Here is a 15,900-nt window from a genome sequence, read left to right on the forward strand (position 1 = left end):
GGCCCCGCGCGGCGCGGGAAGGTCGAAGGAACCGCGCTCAGGAGGTCGCCCCATGCCCATCGCGACGGTCAACCCCGCGAACGGCGAGACGCTGGAAACGTACGAAGCCCTCTCCCCCGACGCCCTGGAGGAGAAGCTGGCCCTGGCCGCCCGCACCTTCGCCGCGTACCGCACGACGGTGTTCGAGGAGCGGGCCAGGATGATGCGGCACGCCGCCGATCTGCTGGACGCGGACACGCCGGAGATCGCCCGGACCATGACGCTCGAGATGGGCAAGCCGATCAAGGCGGCCCGCGCGGAGGCGGCCAAGTGCGCGCGCACCATGCGCTGGTACGCGGACCACGCGCAGGAGCTGCTCGCGCCGGAGCGTCCGGCCGAGTCCGACGTGAAGGACTCCGGCGCGGCCCGCGCCGAGGTGCGCTACCGGCCGCTGGGCCCGGTGCTCGCGGTGATGCCGTGGAACTTCCCGCTGTGGCAGGTGGTCCGGTTCGCGGCGCCGGCACTGATGGCGGGCAACGTGGGGCTCCTCAAGCACGCCTCGAACGTGCCGCAGACCGCGCTGTACCTGGAGGACCTGTTCCTGCGCGCGGGCTTCCCCGAGGGCTGTTTCCAGACGCTGCTCATCGGGTCGGGCGCGGTGGAGGGCGTGCTGCGGGACGAACGGGTGGTGGCGGCGACGCTCACCGGGAGCGAGCCCGCGGGCCGTTCGGTCGCGTCGGTCGCGGGCGACGAGGTGAAGAAGACGGTCCTCGAGCTGGGCGGCAGCGACCCGTACGTGGTCATGCCGTCGGCGGACGTCGCGAAGGCGGCGAAGACCGCGGTGACGGCGCGGACGCAGAACAACGGGCAGTCGTGCATCGCCGCGAAGCGGTTCATCGTGCACGAGGACGTGTTCGAGGAGTTCAGGGAGGCGTTCGTGGAGGGGATGCGGGCGCTGAAGGTCGGCGACCCGCTCGACGAGGAGACCGACATCGGCCCGCTGGCCAGTGAGCAGGGCCGCAAGGACCTGGAGGAGCTGGTCGACGAGGCGGTGGAGAGCGGGGCGACCGTCCTGTGCGGCGGGCGGCGGCCGAAGGACTTCGACCGGCACGGCTGGTTCTACGAGCCGACGGTGCTGGCCGACATCACCCCGGAGATGCGGATCCACCGCGAGGAGACGTTCGGGCCCGTCGCGACGCTGTACCGGGTCACGGGTCTGGACGCGGCGATCGAGCTCGCCAACGACACTCCGTTCGGGCTGAGTTCGAACCTGTGGACCGGCGACGCGGAGGAGATCGAGCGCTTCGCCCGGGACAGCCAGGCGGGCGGTGTCTTCGTGAACGGGATGACCGCCTCGCATCCCGCGCTGCCGTTCGGCGGGAACAAGCGCTCCGGGTACGGGCGGGAGCTCTCGGGGCACGGGATCAAGGAGTTCTGCGACATCACGACGGTGTGGATCGGGGCCTGATCCCGTACGGGGCCGGTCCTGAGCCGGCCCCGGCAGGGCCACTGGCTCCGACCCTCCGGGGTCGGAGCCGAGAACGATCGAAACGATCAATTCGGCCGGTTCTCTTGAGCGTTTGAATCACCGGGTGCTAGAAACCGCTTACTCCCAGCGGACCCTCCAGCCTCCCGGAGCCCTTCATGACGCCCCAGCAGCCGTCCCCCGTTCCGCCCTCCGCCCTGTCCTCCGAGGTGCCCTCACCTCGCTCGCCGTGGTCCCGCCGCGGTTTCCTCGCCACGACCGCCGCAGCCGGCGCCGCGCTCGCCGCCGGGATACCGCAGCAGGCGTCGGCGGCCGCCACCGTCACCTCAGAGACATCGGAAGCCGCCGTGGACGAGTTCGCCGAACTGCGCGCCAAGTGGCGCTCGCTGTACCTCGGCGAGGGCTTCAGCCCGACCGCCGAGCCGTTCCGCTCGAAGCTGGCCGCGCTGGGCACGCAGGCGCGGGCCTGGCAGACGGCGATGGCTCCGGCGGCCGGATCGCTGTGGCCGGACGCCGTGTTCGGGGACCCCGAGCCCGACACGGACTCCGAGTCGTACGGCTACTCCGAGAAGATCCAGACGAGCTACGAGCGCGTGCGCGTGATGGCCGAGGCGTTCTGCCAGCCCGGCACGGGACTGACCGGCGACGCCGCCCTCAAGGCCGACGTGCTCACCGCGATCGACCACCTGAGCACGCAGGTCTACAACAAGTCCCAGACCCAGTACGGCAACTGGTACAACTTCCAGATCGGCGCCCCGCAGCGGCTGCTCGACATCGCGATCCTCATGTACGAGCACCTGAGCGCGGAGCAGATCACGGCCGCGGTCGAGGCGATCGACCACTTCGTGCCGGACTCGCTCGTCGATCACTACACGGGCACCAGCACCGGTGCGAACCGTATCGACCTGTGCCGGGTCCTCGCCCTGCGCGGCGTCCTCGGCGGCACCGCCGCGAAGCTCGCCCTCGCCCGCGACGCCGTCTCACCGGTCTTCCCCTACGTCACCTCGGGCGACGGCCTGTACGCCGACGGATCCCTGATCCAGCACACGTACGTGCCGTACACCGGGTCGTACGGGGCGGTCCTCATCGACGGCCTGAGCAAGCTGTTCGCGCTGCTCGGCGGCTCGACGTGGGCGATCACGGACAGCGGACGGCAGATCTTCCTGGACTCGGTCGAGGGCGCGTACGCGCCGTTCCTGCACGACGGGCTCATCGTGGACAACGTGTCGGGGCGGGCGATCAGCCGCGGCCTCGTCGCGGGCGACACGCTGAAGGTGCAGCAGGACGACCACACGCGCGGCCACGCGATCATCGCGTCGATCCTGCTGCTCGGGCAGGGGGCGAGCGCGGAGGAGAACGCGCGCTGGCAGGGCCTGGCCAAGGGCTGGTTCACGCGCGACCGCTACAAGGACGTGACGACGGGCCGCACGCTCGGGGTCGCCGCGCTGTCGCGGGTGACCGCGCTGCTCGCCGACGGAGCGGTGAAGGCGGCGCCCGAGCCGGCCGGGCACCAGGTGTTCCCGGCGATGGCCCGCGCGGCGCATCGCTCGGCCGCGTTCACCGCGTCCGTGTCGATGGCGTCGAAGGCGATCACGTTCTACGAGAACGGCAACGGCGAGAACGTCCGCGGCTGGCACACCGGTTCGGGGATGCTCTACTGGTGGGCCGCCGGGGACAGCGCGGGCGGCGGGCAGTACAGCGACGGCTTCTGGCCGACGGTCGACCCGTACCGGCTGCCCGGCACGACGGTCTCGCGCAAGCCGCTCGCGGACGCGGCGGGTGGGGCGTGGGGCGCGGCGCGTCCCGACACGACGTGGGTCGGCGGCGCGACGGACGGCAGGTACGGGGTCGCCGCGCAGGACGTGCGGGGACTGTCCTCCACGCTGCGGGGCCGCAAGGCGTGGTTCTTCGTGGACGACGCGGTGGTGTGCCTCGGCGCGGGCATCTCGGCGGCGGACGGGGCGGGCGTCGAGTCGGTCGTCGACACCCGCAACCTCGGCTCGGCGGGGACGGCGCGCCTCACGGTGGACGGCACGGCACAGCCCTCGGACCTGCCGTGGAACGGGAGCTTCCCGAAGGCCCGTTGGGCGCATGTCGCCGGCCACGGCGGCTACGTCTTCCCCGGCGGGGCGGCGATCGACGCACGGCGGGAGGAACGCACGGGGACCTGGAAGGCGATCAACGGCGGCGGCTCGACGGACCCCGTGACGCGGCGCTACGTCACGCTGCTCGCCGACCACGGCACGGATCCGTCGGACGCGGCGTACGCGTACGTCCTGATGCCGGGGGCGAGCGAGCAGCGTACGGCGGAGCGGGCGGCGGACCCGGCCTGGCTGGAGCTGACCTCCAACTCCGGTGCCGCCCAGGGCGTCCGGGTCCCGTCCCTCGGCCTCACGGGGGCGGTGTTCTGGGAGCCGGGCACGATCGGCAAGGTGAGCGCGGACGCGCCGCTGATCGTCCAGATCCACGAACGCCGCGACGGCACGGCGACGGTGTCCGTCAGCGACCCGAACCGCGCGGTGCGGGGCGCGACGCTGGTCTGGCGCCGCCCGGTCCGCTCGGTGACGTCGAAGCCGGCGTCGGTGACCGGGGTGTCGACGGGCCGCGAACTGAAGCTGACGTTCGGAGACCTCACGGGCGCGGGCGGGGTCACGCAGAAGGTGATGGTTCGGCTGTCGTAGGGGGTGTGCTCCACTCCCGCCGGGCCGCTTCGGCAGACTGGGCACCGCACGACCTGCGGATTCTCAACTGCGGGAGGATGTCGAGGTGTTGGGCCGGTTCCGGTGGGGTGCCCGGGGTGAGGCGGGTCAGGAGGAGGGTGGCGGCTCGGTGGCCCACCGTGCGCTTCGCGGGGGCCACCGCCGTGAGGGGCAGGTCGGCGAGCGCGGCGACCTCGTCGTCGTACGTGATGACGGCCAGGTCCTCGGGGACGCGGATGCCGTGGGCGCGGAGCCTGGGCACGAGCACGATGGCGTCGGCGTCGCTGTGCAGGATCGCCGCCGTCACCCCGTGGTCCTCCACCGCCTCGCGGAGATGGGCGAAGGTCCGCTCGAAGCGGTCGGCCTCGGTCGTGCCGGCGGGGTGCGGGGACGGTTCGGGAGCCGGGTCGAGACCGAGCGCCTCCACCGCCGCCTCGTGCCCGCGCCGCAACTGCGCACTGGTCGGCGAGTCCTGCGCGGCGAGCGCGACCCCGCGGTGGCCGAGCCCGGCGAGGTGGCGGACGGCGACGGCCGCGCCGTGGGCGTGGTCGGAGCGGACGCGGTCGAGCGCGGCGGCGGGATGGCCGTGCGGGGCCGAGCGCTCCACGAGCACGGTCGGCACGGCGCGCTCGGCGATGCGCAGCCCCTCACCGGGCCCGGGCACCCCGGTCTCCCAGCTCGGTGTGAGGAGCAGCCCGTCGACCCCGCCCGCGAGCAGCCGCTCGACCTGCGCGGTGTCCTCGCCGGGCAGATAGCGGGACAGGGCGACGACGAGCCGGGCGCCGGCCGCCTCTACGGCCTCGCGGGCCCCGCGCACCACTTCCGCGTAGTAGTACTCGGTGGTGGGCACGACCATGCCCACGACGAGACCCGACGGGGCCCGGCCCACCTCGGCGGCGAGTTCACCCCGTTCGGGCGGGCCCGCGACGGTGTCGCCGGGCCACACGACGGCCCCGTGCAGCCGTAGCAGACGCCCCTGCGAGGCCAGCGCCTCCACGTCCCGGCGCAGTGTCACCGGGGAGACCCCGAGTTCGCGGGCCAGGTCGGCGACGCGGATCGTGCCCCGTTCCCGGAGCAGTTCGAGCACCCGCGCATGGCGCCGGTCGACGTGCAGCCGCATGAGGTCGGCTCCTCCCCCGCTCCGGTCCGTCCCTCGGACCGTGGTGCATCGTATCGATCGGGTCCGCTCGATACGGTCACGAGGCGCGGTCCCTGGCCGGGCTGCTCCCGCCGGTCCGGGCCGCTCCCGCGGCGACGGGAACCGCGCCCTCCGCTCGTTCGCCCGTATTCACCCTGCGGTCACCGGCCGTTCGATCCCGGGGCCGACCGTGTGCCCAGTCCGAGCGAAGCACCGCGTCCAGGAGGCCCCATGTCCCCGCTCGTCCCCGGCAAGCGCCGCGTCCGCCGCACCCTCGCCGTCGGGGTGCCGCTCGCCGCGCTCGCGGCCGTCGTCGTGGCCGGCACCGCGACGGGCGCCCCGGCCGGGCCGGCCGCGGCTGAGGTCACGGGTGGCGCGACCCTCCCCGACCTGCCGCTCGGCACGTTCAGCAACCACCTCCTGCCGGGCACCGTCGCCGACGACCGCGGCGTCGACCTGGGCGGCATCGGCTCGGACCTCTACCCGGCGGGCCGCGAGGGCGAGTACTGGACGGTGACCGACCGCGGCCCGAACGGTCAGATCAAGGTCGACGGCAAGAAGCGCCGCACGTTCCCGGTGCCCGGCTTCGACCCGGCGATCGTGAAGATCAAGGTGCACGGTGACACGGTCGAGGTGATCGACGCGATCCCGCTGACGACCGCTTCGGGCAAGCCGGTCACGGGCCTGCCGAACCAGGAGAGCCGCGACGAGAAGCCGTACGCGTACGACGCGCGCACGCCGCTGGCCTTCGACCCGAACGGGCTCGACACGGAGGGGATCGTGCGGGCCGCCGACGGCAGCTTCTGGCTGGTCGACGAGTACGGTCCCTCCCTCGTGCACGTCTCCGCGCACGGTCGCGTGCTCGCCCGCCACGTGCCGAAGGGCCTCGCCCTGAAGGGCGCCGACTACCCGGTCGTCGAGTCGCTGCCGTCGATCCTGCTGCACCGCAAGGTCAACCGTGGTTTCGAGGGCCTCGCCCAGCTCCCGAACGGCGATCTGGTCCTGGCCGTGCAGAGCCCGCTGTCCGTTCCGGACCAGGACGCCGGCGAGGCCTCGCGCACCGCGCGACTGCTGCGTTTCTCCCCGAAGAAGGCCGCGGTGACGGCCGAGTACGCGTACCGCTTCGACGCGGTGGACGTCGTCGACCCGGGCGAGGACGACACCTCGGAGCTGAAGATCTCGTCGGTCGTGGCGCTCGGCGGCGACCGGCTGCTCGTCGAGGAGCGCACCGACAAAGCCGCCCGCCTCCAGGAGGTGCGGCTCACGCGCGGCACGAACATCCTGGGTGGCCGCTGGGACGACGACCGTACGTCGCCGTCGCTGGAGCAGCTCGACGACCCGGCGGGGTCGGGCGTGCCGGTGCTGCGCAAGCGTCTGGTCGTGGACCTGAACACGGTCGACGGGGTGCCGGACAAGATCGAGGGTGTGGCGCTCGCCGGGCGCGGGACGCTCGCCCTCATCAACGACAACGACTTCGGGATGACGGACGGGGCGGAGGCGTTCGACACGAACGGGCGGCTCGTCGACAGCGGTGTCGAGACGCGGGTCACGTACGTGCGGCTGCCCAAGGGCGCGCTCTGAGCGACGATCCGGTGTGACTTCGGGGCCCGCGCCCGCCACTCCTGTGAGAGCGGAGGGCGCGGGCCTTTTCCGTGGGGCGGCTTGCTTCGGAGGTCAGGGCAGGAGGCTCACGTCGCTGGGGAGCAGGCCGCTCGGGAGTTCGCTGGGCAGACCGCTCGGCAGCTTCGAGGGCAGCCCAGTGGGCAGCTCGCTCGGCAGGGAACTGGGGAGGGAACTGGGGAGGGAGCTCGGCAACTCGCTGGGCAGGCTGGGCAGTTCGCTCGGGAGGCCGCGCGAGGGCGACGACGTGGCGGAGGCGCTGTCCGCCGGGGACGGCTTTCCGTCACCCGCGCCGTCGCCTCCGTCGTCGCGCGTCATCACGAAGGCCACGGCGGCGCCGATCACGAGCAGCGCGGCGACGACGGCGAGGACCAGGAAGCGGCGGCCGCCGCCGTCCTGCCGGGGTGGTGGCGTGGCGGGCGGGCCGCCGAAACCTCCGCCGCCGGGCGGGGGCGCGTCGCTCGGCGGCGGGGGCGGCTGCGGTGACATCGGAGGTGTGGCCATGCCTCCAGGGTGTCCGGCAAAGGGGCCGCCGCGCGACCCCTCCTCGCCGTCCGGTGTCAGCCGCGCACGCCGAGCAGGTGGTCCATGGCGAGCTGGTCGAGCCGCTCGAAGGCCATGCCGCGCTCGGCGGCCGCGGTCACGTCGAACTCCTCGAACGCACCCTTGTCGGCAAGCAGTTCGGCAAGTCCGTCCTCGGCCGTGGGGCGGGCGAGCTCGTCGAGGCGCGACGCGCGCAGCGCCTCCTGGACCTCGGGGTCGGCGCGGAAGGCGGCCGCGCGCTCCTTGAGGATCAGGTAGTTGCGCATGCAGCCGGCGGCCGAGGCCCACACCCCGTCGAGGTCCTCGGTGCGCGGCGGCTTGAAGTCGAAGTGGCGCGGGCCTTCGTAGCCCGCGGTCTCCAGCAGGTCGACGAGCCAGAACGCGGAACGCAGGTCGCCGGCGCCGAAGCGCAGGTCCTGGTCGTACTTGATGCCGGACTGGCCGTTGAGGTCGATGTGGAAAAGCTTGCCCGCCCACAGGGCCTGAGCGATGCCGTGGGGGAAGTTGAGCCCGGCCATCTGCTCGTGTCCGACCTCGGGGTTGACGCCGTACAGCTCGGGGCGTTCCAGGCGCTCGATGAAGGCGAGGGCGTGGCCGACGGTGGGCAGGAGGATGTCGCCACGCGGCTCGTTGGGCTTGGGCTCGATCGCGAAGCGCAGGTCGTAGCCCTGCTCGGTGACGTACTGGCCGAGCAGGTCGAAGGCCTCCTTCATGCGGTCGAGCGCGTCGCGGACGTCCTTCGCGCCGCCGGACTCGGCGCCTTCGCGGCCGCCCCACGCGACATAGGTGTGCGCGCCCAGTTCGGCGGCGAGGTCGATGTTGCGGATGACCTTGCGCAGGGCGTAGCGGCGGACGTCGCGGTCGTTGGCGGTGAAGCCGCCGTCCTTGAAGACGGGGTGGGTGAACAGGTTCGTGGTCGCCATCGGCACGACCAGGCCGGTCGCGTCGAGCGCCTGCCGGAACCGCTTGACGTGCGACTCGCGCTCGGTCTCGGAGGCGCCGAACGGGATGAGGTCGTCGTCGTGGAAGGTCACGCCGTAGGCGCCGAGCTCGGCGAGCCTGCGCACGGAGTCGACGGGGTCGAGCGCGGGGCGCGTCGCGTCGCCGAACGGGTCGCGGCCCTGCCAGCCGACGGTCCACAGGCCGAAGCTGAACTTGTCCTCGGGGGTGGGCTGGTACGTCATCGTGCGGCTCCCTCAGCTTCACGCGGGCGGCGGGTCCGTGCTGCCACCGACTGCCGTCCGCCCATTTCGTCATCGCACTTTACAAATTAGTATGCGGGCACGTCTCTGGGAAGAGCCGCCCCGGGACCGACCGAGTCAGGAGAGCCGTATGCCAGCTGCCGAGGGCCCCCTCGTCGTCGGGGTCGACAGTTCGACACAGTCCACGAAGGCCCTGGTGGTCGACGTCGCCACGGGGGCGGTGGTGGCGAGCGGGCAGGCGCCGCACACGGTGACATCGGGCGCGGGGCGCGAGAGCGATCCCGAGGAGTGGTACGGGGCGCTGCGATCGGCGCTCGCGCAGTGCGGGGACGCGGCGCGGCGGGCGGCGGCGGTCTCGGTGGGCGGGCAGCAGCACGGGCTCGTGACGCTCGACGCACGGGGGCGGCCGGTGCGTCCGGCCCTGCTGTGGAACGACGTGCGTTCGGCGCCCCAGGCACGGCGGCTGGTAGCGGAGCTGGGCGGCCCCGAGGAGTGGGCGGAGCGGTTCGGGAGCGTGCCGGGGGCCTCGTTCACCGTGGCGAAGTGGGCGTGGCTGGCGGAGCACGAGCCGGACGCCGTGCGGGCCACGGCGGCGGTCCGCCTCCCCCACGACTATCTGACCGGTCGCCTTGCCGGTGGTCCGGGCACGACGGATCGCGGTGACGCGTCCGGTACGGGGTGGTGGGCGTCGCGCACGGAGTCGTACGACGAGGAGGTGCTGGGCCGGGTCGGGCTGGATCCCGCGCTGCTGCCCCGCGTGGTGGCGCCCGGCGAGACGGCGGGCGCCGTCCCCGGGAACGATCCTGAACTCCCCCTGCCCGAGGGCGTTCTGGTGGCCGCCGGCACCGGGGACAACGCGGCGGCCGCGCTCGGGCTCGGCCTGCTGCCCGGCACACCGGTGCTCAGCCTCGGCACGTCCGGGACGGTGTACGCGGTGTCGCGGCACCGGCCCGCGGATCCGAGCGGAGTCGTCGCCGGGTTCGCGGACGCGCGCGGCGACTGGCTGCCGCTGGCCTGCACCCTGAACTGCACGCTCGCCGTGGACCGGATCGCCGCGCTGCTGGGCCTGGACCGGGAGGCGGTCGAACCGGGCGGCACCGCGACGCTCCTGCCCTACCTGGACGGCGAGCGCACGCCCGATCTGCCGAACGCGTCGGGGGTGCTCACCGGGCTGCGGCACGACACGACGGGCGGGCAGGTGCTGCAAGCCGCGTACGACGGGGCGGTGCACGCGCTGCTCGGGGCGCTCGACCACGTCCTGGACGCCGACGCCGACCCCACGGAGCCGCTCCTTCTCATCGGCGGCGGCGCACGCGGCTCCGCCTGGCAGCAGACGGTCCGGCGCCTGTCCGGGCGCGCGGTGCGGGTGCCGCGGGCGCGCGAGCTGGTGGCACTGGGCGCGGCGGCACAGGCGGCGGGCCTGCTGACGGGGGAGGATCCGGCGGCGGTGGCCCGGCGCTGGGGGACGACCGAGGGGCCCGTACTGGAGGCGGTGGAGCGGGACGAGGCAGCGCTGGAGCGGATCTCGGGGGTGCGGGAGGGGGCGGGGCGGTTGCTGGAGGGGGCTTGAGCTTGAAGTGTGTCGGGGCTGCGGGCGCGGGGCGGTTGCAGGTAGAGAGCTCGCGATGCGCCGGCGGCTGCGGGCGCGGGACGACTGCACGACGAGGGCTCCAGATGCGCCGGCGGCTGCGAGCCCGGGCGACTCCAGCGAGGGCCCATCGCATCGGGGAAATGCCGCCCGAAGGGCGTGCATTTCAGGGGCGCGGGGAACTGCGCGACCAGCCACACCGACGGGAAGGCCGCCACGGAACGGCACCCGGCACACGAAACGGCGAGCCCCACCACCCGAGGGCCCGCCCCGACGCCACCTGGAGCGACTGGGATCATGAGGACATGACCGCACCACTGCACCGGCCCCGCCCCGGAACCCCCGACACCCAGCAGGGCATGCGCCGGCGCAACCTCTCCCGCGTGCTCCACGCGGTCGCCGCCGAGGGCCCCCTGTCCCGCGCGGCGGTCGCGCAGCACATCGGGCTGACCCGGGCCGCCGTGTCCACGCTCGTCGACGAGCTGATCCGGGCCGGGCTCCTGGAGGAGCTGGGGCCGCAGCGCCCCGGCGGGGTGGGCCGGCCCGGTTCCGCACTGATGGTCAGCGACCGCGGCCCGGCCGGGTTCGGCGCCGAGGTGGGAGTCGACCACCTCGCGGTGTGCGCGGTCGACCTGCGCGGCACGGTGCGGGCCCGCGCCGAGCGCCGGGTGAGCAACCGGGGGCGCGCTCCGGGACCGGTGCTGCGCGACCTCGCCGCGCTGATCAACCAGGTGAACGGGGAGGCGGCCGCCGAGGGACTGCGGCCCGCCGGGCTCGCGGTGGCCGTGCCGGGCCTCGTCGCGCGCGGCTCGCACACGGTCGTCCGCGCCCCGAACCTGGACTGGCACGACACGGACCTCGGCGCCCTGCTCCCCGCACATCTGCCCTGGGGCGACGACGTGCCGCTGACCGTCGACAACGAGGCCAACTTCGGTGCCCTCGCCGAGCTCTGGCTCACCGCCGACCGCCCCGCCGACTTCCTGCACGTCTCCGCGGAGATCGGAATCGGCGCCGCGCTCGTCGTGGAAGGGGAACTCCTGCGCGGGGCACGGGGGTTCGCGGGCGAACTGGGCCATGTACCGGTGCGCCCGGAGGGGCCCGCGTGCCCGTGCGGGTCGCGCGGCTGCCTGGAGCAGTACGCGGGCGAGGAGGCGGTGCTGCGCGCGGCGGGCCTGGCTCCGGGCGCGGACCGGACGGCGCTGCTGGCCGAACGGGCGGACGCGGGCGACGCGGCCACCCGCCGGGCCCTGCGCGGCGCCGGCTCCGCCCTCGGTATCGCGCTGACCGGCGCGGTGAATCTCCTGGACCCCCGCGCGGTGGTCCTCGGCGGCGCCCTTTCCCGCCTGGCTCCCTGGCTTCTCCCGTCCCTGGAGCGGGAGTTGACGCGCCGGGCGACGACCCCGGCCGACGGAGTCCTGATCTCCCAGCTGGGCTCGGAGGGCCCGCTGCTCGGGGCGGCCCACTCGGCGAGGCGCACCGTGCTGGACGACCCGATGGGTTCCGTACGGGCCTGACGCGGGCCCGGCATCCGGCTGCGGTGCGCGGCCGGCCAAGGTCAGGGTGAACGTCAAGGTCAACAGTCCCCCGCCAGAGCCCCGCACCGCCAATGGTCCCCACCTCTGACGTGCGAAGTTCCCTCGATCGGACCCCGTCGCGCCCTCTTCCGCCCCAACCTCCGGGCCCCGTAACGTAATTGACGCGCAGGCACCTTCGGCGCACCCCGGCTCACCTGTCCGACGCGCGACACCGACCGCCGTACGTGCCCAAGATCCGCAACGACAGGCCGCGCGCACGGGAGACTCACCGCGGGCCGCACCCCCGCATGCCCGCCCGTCCACCCGTCCGCCCGTCCACCCGTCCACCCGTCCACCCACCGTCCGAGACCGTGACGCCCCACGCCGCTGTCCCGGGCACTGAACGTCGAACGTCGGCGCCCTTCTCCCCCACCGACCGAGCCCGCCCGGGCCCGTCCGAGAGGCAGGATCGACATGGACCGAGCTGAATCCGTCAGCGGCCGACCCGAGCCCGCGCACCCCTCCCGCCTGGCCCGCCGGCGCCTCCTCCAGGCGGGCGCGCTCGCCGCGGTCCCGGGGCTGTGGCTGCCGGCCGGCCGCGCCGCCGCCGTCCAGGCGGTGGACTACCCGCCGGCCGAGTCCGTCCCGGCCAGCACCTCCAACTACACGAAGTCCAGCCGCCCTTCGACCTACAAGATCGACCGTGTGATCATCCACGTCACGCAGGAGACCTACGCCGACACCCTGGCCATCTTCCAGAACCCGGCGAAGCAGGTCAGCGCGCACTATGTGGTCCGGTCGGCCGACGGTCACGTCGCGCAGTGCGTGCGCGAGAAGGACGTCGCGTGGCACGCGGGGAACTGGACCTACAACACGCGCAGCATCGGCATCGAGCACGAGGGCTGGGTGGACCGGCCCGAGTACTTCACGGACGCGATGTACGAGGGCTCCGCCGCGCTGACGGCGTCGATCTGCGCCCGCTACGGCATCCCGCGGGACCGGGAGCACATCCTCGGCCACGTCGAGGTGCCGGGCACGGACCACACGGACCCGGGTCCGTACTGGGACTGGACCCGCTACATCCGGATGGTCAACTTCGCCTGATACCCCCGATCCGGCCGCATTTTCCGCGAGGGCTCCCTTTTCCGTGTCCGCCGCCTTGTCGCCCCGCGCGCCCGGGGCGACGATGGCCCCACGCCGCGTGTGCCAGGAGCCAGTGTCCGGGAGGCCGAATTGACCGATCCGTGGGTCGCGCTCGAGCCGGGCACCGATCCGTCCGAACGGGTGCGGGCGCTGCGGCGCGCGCACGAGCGGTTCACGGCGGCGGGCACGGTCGTCCGGCCCGTGCGTCCGGTGGTGGCCGCGTCCTGGCGCCGTTCGGCGGGCGCCCGGGTCAGCCCGGACGGCTCGGCGTCGGTGGAGCTGGCCGACGGCGATCTCGGGGCCTATCGCGCGGAGCATCCGCTGGCCCGGGTGATGCCGCTGTTCCGCGAGCTGATGGGCACGTTCGCGTCGGACGGGGAGCATCTCCTGGCGGTGTGCGACGCGCACGGGCGGCTGCTGTGGGTGGAGGGGCACGCGGCGACCCGGCGGCAGGCGGGCCGGATGAACTTCGTGCCGGGCGCCCGCTGGTCGGAGTCGGCGATGGGGACGAACGCGCCCGGCACCGCGGTCGCGGTGGACCGGCCGGTGCAGGTGTTCGCCGCCGAGCACTTCATCCGCGAGGTCCAGCCGTGGACGTGCGCGGCGGCCCCCGTGCACGACCCGCATTCGGGGCGGCTGCTCGGCGCCGTCGACATCACCGGCGGCGACGGACTCGCGCATCCCCACAGCCTGGCGTTCGTCCAGGCGGTGGCACGCGCCGCCGAGTCCCAGCTGGCCCTGCTCGCCCCGCCGCCCGCCGAGGAGACGGGCCTGCGGCTGAGCGTCCTCGGCCGCGACGAGGCCCTCCTGCTGACCCCGGCCGGCCACAAGATCCGCCTCGGCCGCCGCCACAGCGAGCTCCTCGTCCTCCTCTCCCGCCACCCCGAAGGCCTGACCGGCGACGAACTGCTGTGCTGCCTCTACGAGGACGAGTCGGTGACCCCGGTGACGCTGCGGGCCGAACTCGCCCGCCTGCGCCGGGTGGTGGGGCCGGGTGTGCTGGAGTCCCGCCCGTACCGGCTGGCCGTCCCGGTCGAGTCGGACCTCGCCGTGGTGGAGCGCCGTCTCGGTTCCGGCGCGGTGACGGCCGCCGCGTCCGCGTACACGGGCCCGCTGCTCCCGCAGTCGCAGGCGCCCGCCGTGGCCCGGATCCGCCGCCGCCTGTCCGACGGGCTGCGGGCGGCACTGATCGCGCGCGGCGACCCGGACCTGCTCGCCGACTGGGCGCACGCGCCGTGGGGCGAGGACGACCTCGACGTGTGGCGCGCCCTCGCGGCCGCCCGGCCCGCGCCCGCGGTCCTGTCCCGCCTCGCCGCGCTCGACGCCGAGCAGGGCGCGGGCTCGTACGCAACGTAGCTGCAACGTCCGCGTCCCTAGCGTCCGGTGCGGAAGCTGCCCAACGGCGGGCAGCAGCGCGCACAGGAGGCCTCCCCCGATGACCCGATACGCAGCGCCCGGCACGCAGGGCTCCGTCGTCTCGTACCAGGCCCGCTACGACCACTGGATCGGCGGCGCGTACGTCCCGCCCGCCCGCGGCCAGTACTTCGAGAACCCGAGCCCGGTCAACGGGCAGCCGTTCACCGAGGTGGCCCGGGGCACGGCCGAGGACGTGGAGCGCGCGCTCGACGCGGCGCACGCGGCGGCGCCTGCCTGGGGCCGCACCGCGCCCGGGGCCCGCGGCGACATCCTCCTCAAGATCGCCGACCGGATGGAACAGAACCTCGAACTGCTCGCCGTCGCCGAGAGCTGGGAGAACGGCAAGCCGGTCCGCGAGACCCTCGCGGCCGACATCCCGCTCGCCATCGACCACTTCCGCTACTTCGCGGGCGCGGTCCGCGCGCAGGAGGGCTCGCTCTCCGAGATCGACGACGACACCGTCGCGTACCACTTCCACGAACCGCTGGGCGTGGTCGCGCAGATCATCCCGTGGAACTTCCCGATCCTGATGGCGACCTGGAAGCTCGCGCCCGCGCTGGCGGCCGGCAACGCGGTGGTCATCAAGCCGGCCGAGCAGACCCCGGCCTCGATCCACGTCTGGATGTCCCTGATCGCGGACCTGCTGCCGCCGGGCGTGGTCAACATCGTGAACGGTTTCGGCGTGGAGGCGGGCAAGCCGCTGGCGTCGAGCCCGCGCGTCGCGAAGGTCGCGTTCACGGGCGAGACCACGACGGGCCGGCTGATCATGCAGTACGCCTCGGAGAACATCAAGCCGGTCACGCTGGAGCTGGGCGGCAAGTCGCCGAACATCTTCTTCGACGACGTCTGGGCGCGGGACGACGACTTCCGCGACAAGGCGCTCGAAGGCTTCACCATGTTCGCCCTGAACCAGGGCGAGGTCTGCACCTGCCCCTCGCGGGCGCTGGTCCAGGAGGGCCACTACAGCGAGTTCATCGACGCGGCGATCGCCCGCACCGAGGCCATCACGCCCGGCCACCCCCTGGACACCGACACGATGATCGGCGCCCAGGCCTCCAACGACCAGCTCCAGAAGATCCTCTCCTACCTGGACATCGGCCAGCAGGAGGGCGCGAAGGTCCTGACGGGCGGTCAGCGCATCGAGTACGACGGCGAGCTGGCGGGCGGCTACTACGTCCAGCCCACCATCTTCCAGGGCAACAACCGCATGCGCGTCTTCCAGGAGGAGATCTTCGGCCCGGTCGTCTCGGTGGCCTCGTTCGCCGACTTCGACGACGCCATCAAGATCGCGAACGACACGCTGTACGGCCTGGGCGCGGGCGTGTGGACCCGCGACATGAACACGGCGTACCGCGCGGGCCGCGCCATCCAGGCCGGCCGCGTCTGGACGAACTGCTACCACGCGTACCCGGCGCACGCGGCGTTCGGCGGCTACAAGCAGTCCGGGATCGGCCGCGAGACGCACAAGATGATGCTGGACCACTACCAGCAGACGAAGAACCTTCTGGTTTCCTACAGCCCGAAGAGGCTCGGGTTCTTCTAGAGCGTTCCACAGGTGAAAGCCGGCTGCCT

At 73.6% G+C, this 15,900-nt stretch carries 11 protein-coding genes; 8 read left to right on the forward strand and 3 right to left on the reverse strand.

Annotated features, from left to right (window positions below; genetic code table 11):
- Nucleotides 1-52: 52 nt before the first annotated feature.
- Both IAG42_RS02140 and IAG42_RS02145 read left to right on the forward strand, forming a co-directional pair.
- Nucleotides 53-1,447 (forward strand): NADP-dependent succinic semialdehyde dehydrogenase, encoded by a 1,395-nt coding sequence (locus IAG42_RS02140; RefSeq protein WP_188335291.1) that lies wholly within the window; start codon nt 53-55, stop codon nt 1,445-1,447.
- A 176-nt stretch (nt 1,448-1,623) separates the two neighbouring features.
- Entirely contained in the window at nt 1,624-4,146 is a 2,523-nt protein-coding gene (locus IAG42_RS02145; protein WP_188335292.1) for a polysaccharide lyase 8 family protein, read from the forward strand.
- Here IAG42_RS02145 and IAG42_RS02150 read toward each other — a convergent pair.
- On the reverse strand, nt 4,115-5,284 hold the full coding sequence (locus IAG42_RS02150; RefSeq protein ID WP_188335293.1) for a substrate-binding domain-containing protein: 1,170 nt from the start codon (nt 5,282-5,284) through the stop codon (nt 4,115-4,117). The genes IAG42_RS02145 and IAG42_RS02150 overlap by 32 nt on opposite strands.
- Before the next feature lie 249 nt (nt 5,285-5,533).
- On the opposite strand from IAG42_RS02150, the gene IAG42_RS02155 reads away from it, so the two are divergent.
- Nucleotides 5,534-6,883, forward strand: a complete 1,350-nt coding sequence (locus IAG42_RS02155; RefSeq protein ID WP_188335294.1) for an esterase-like activity of phytase family protein — start codon at nt 5,534-5,536, stop codon at nt 6,881-6,883.
- A gap of 93 nt (nt 6,884-6,976) precedes the next feature.
- Here IAG42_RS02155 and IAG42_RS02160 read toward each other — a convergent pair whose 3' ends face one another.
- Nucleotides 6,977-7,426 carry a hypothetical protein gene (locus IAG42_RS02160; RefSeq protein ID WP_188335295.1) on the reverse strand — a complete coding sequence of 150 codons (450 nt, stop codon included), beginning with the start codon at nt 7,424-7,426 and terminating at the stop codon, nt 6,977-6,979.
- Nucleotides 7,427-7,482: 56 nt separating this feature from the next.
- A complete protein-coding gene (gene xylA, locus IAG42_RS02165; protein ID WP_188335296.1) occupies nt 7,483-8,649 on the reverse strand; it encodes a xylose isomerase in 1,167 nt (388 codons plus the stop codon).
- A 148-nt stretch (nt 8,650-8,797) separates the two neighbouring features.
- On the opposite strand from xylA, the gene xylB reads away from it, so the two are divergent.
- From xylB to exaC, 5 genes are all read left to right on the forward strand, one after another.
- Complete coding sequence (gene xylB, locus IAG42_RS02170; protein WP_188335297.1) at nt 8,798-10,237, forward strand: xylulokinase; 1,440 nt, start codon at nt 8,798-8,800, stop codon at nt 10,235-10,237.
- A gap of 323 nt (nt 10,238-10,560) precedes the next feature.
- Complete coding sequence (locus IAG42_RS02175) at nt 10,561-11,769, forward strand: ROK family transcriptional regulator (RefSeq protein ID WP_188335298.1); 1,209 nt, start codon at nt 10,561-10,563, stop codon at nt 11,767-11,769.
- Nucleotides 11,770-12,243: 474 nt separating this feature from the next.
- Entirely contained in the window at nt 12,244-12,873 is a 630-nt protein-coding gene (locus tag IAG42_RS02180; RefSeq protein WP_188335299.1) for an N-acetylmuramoyl-L-alanine amidase, read from the forward strand.
- Nucleotides 12,874-13,002: 129 nt separating this feature from the next.
- Entirely contained in the window at nt 13,003-14,268 is a 1,266-nt protein-coding gene (locus IAG42_RS02185; protein WP_188335300.1) for a GAF domain-containing protein, read from the forward strand.
- Nucleotides 14,269-14,347: 79 nt separating this feature from the next.
- The gene (gene exaC / locus IAG42_RS02190) at nt 14,348-15,871 is read left to right on the forward strand and encodes an acetaldehyde dehydrogenase ExaC (protein ID WP_188335301.1); all 1,524 of its coding nucleotides are present in this window, start codon (nt 14,348-14,350) and stop codon (nt 15,869-15,871) included.
- The last annotated feature ends 29 nt before the right edge of the window (nt 15,872-15,900 follow it).

It is taken from the genome of Streptomyces xanthii (assembly GCF_014621695.1).
In the GTDB taxonomy this organism is placed as follows: domain Bacteria; phylum Actinomycetota; class Actinomycetes; order Streptomycetales; family Streptomycetaceae; genus Streptomyces; species Streptomyces xanthii.

Bases quoted from the DNA above. Each gene is read 5' to 3' on its own strand.
- IAG42_RS02140 (WP_188335291.1), top strand. From the start codon at position 53: ATGCCCATCGCGACGGTCAACCCCGCGAACGGCGAGACGCTGGAAACG.
- IAG42_RS02145 (WP_188335292.1), top strand. From the start codon at position 1,624: ATGACGCCCCAGCAGCCGTCCCCCGTTCCGCCCTCCGCCCTGTCCTCC.
- IAG42_RS02150 (WP_188335293.1), bottom strand. From the start codon at position 5,284: ATGCGGCTGCACGTCGACCGGCGCCATGCGCGGGTGCTCGAACTGCTC.
- IAG42_RS02155 (WP_188335294.1), top strand. From the start codon at position 5,534: ATGTCCCCGCTCGTCCCCGGCAAGCGCCGCGTCCGCCGCACCCTCGCC.
- IAG42_RS02160 (WP_188335295.1), bottom strand. From the start codon at position 7,426: ATGGCCACACCTCCGATGTCACCGCAGCCGCCCCCGCCGCCGAGCGAC.
- xylA (WP_188335296.1), bottom strand. From the start codon at position 8,649: ATGACGTACCAGCCCACCCCCGAGGACAAGTTCAGCTTCGGCCTGTGG.
- xylB (WP_188335297.1), top strand. From the start codon at position 8,798: ATGCCAGCTGCCGAGGGCCCCCTCGTCGTCGGGGTCGACAGTTCGACA.
- IAG42_RS02175 (WP_188335298.1), top strand. From the start codon at position 10,561: ATGACCGCACCACTGCACCGGCCCCGCCCCGGAACCCCCGACACCCAG.
- IAG42_RS02180 (WP_188335299.1), top strand. From the start codon at position 12,244: ATGGACCGAGCTGAATCCGTCAGCGGCCGACCCGAGCCCGCGCACCCC.
- exaC (WP_188335301.1), top strand. From the start codon at position 14,348: ATGACCCGATACGCAGCGCCCGGCACGCAGGGCTCCGTCGTCTCGTAC.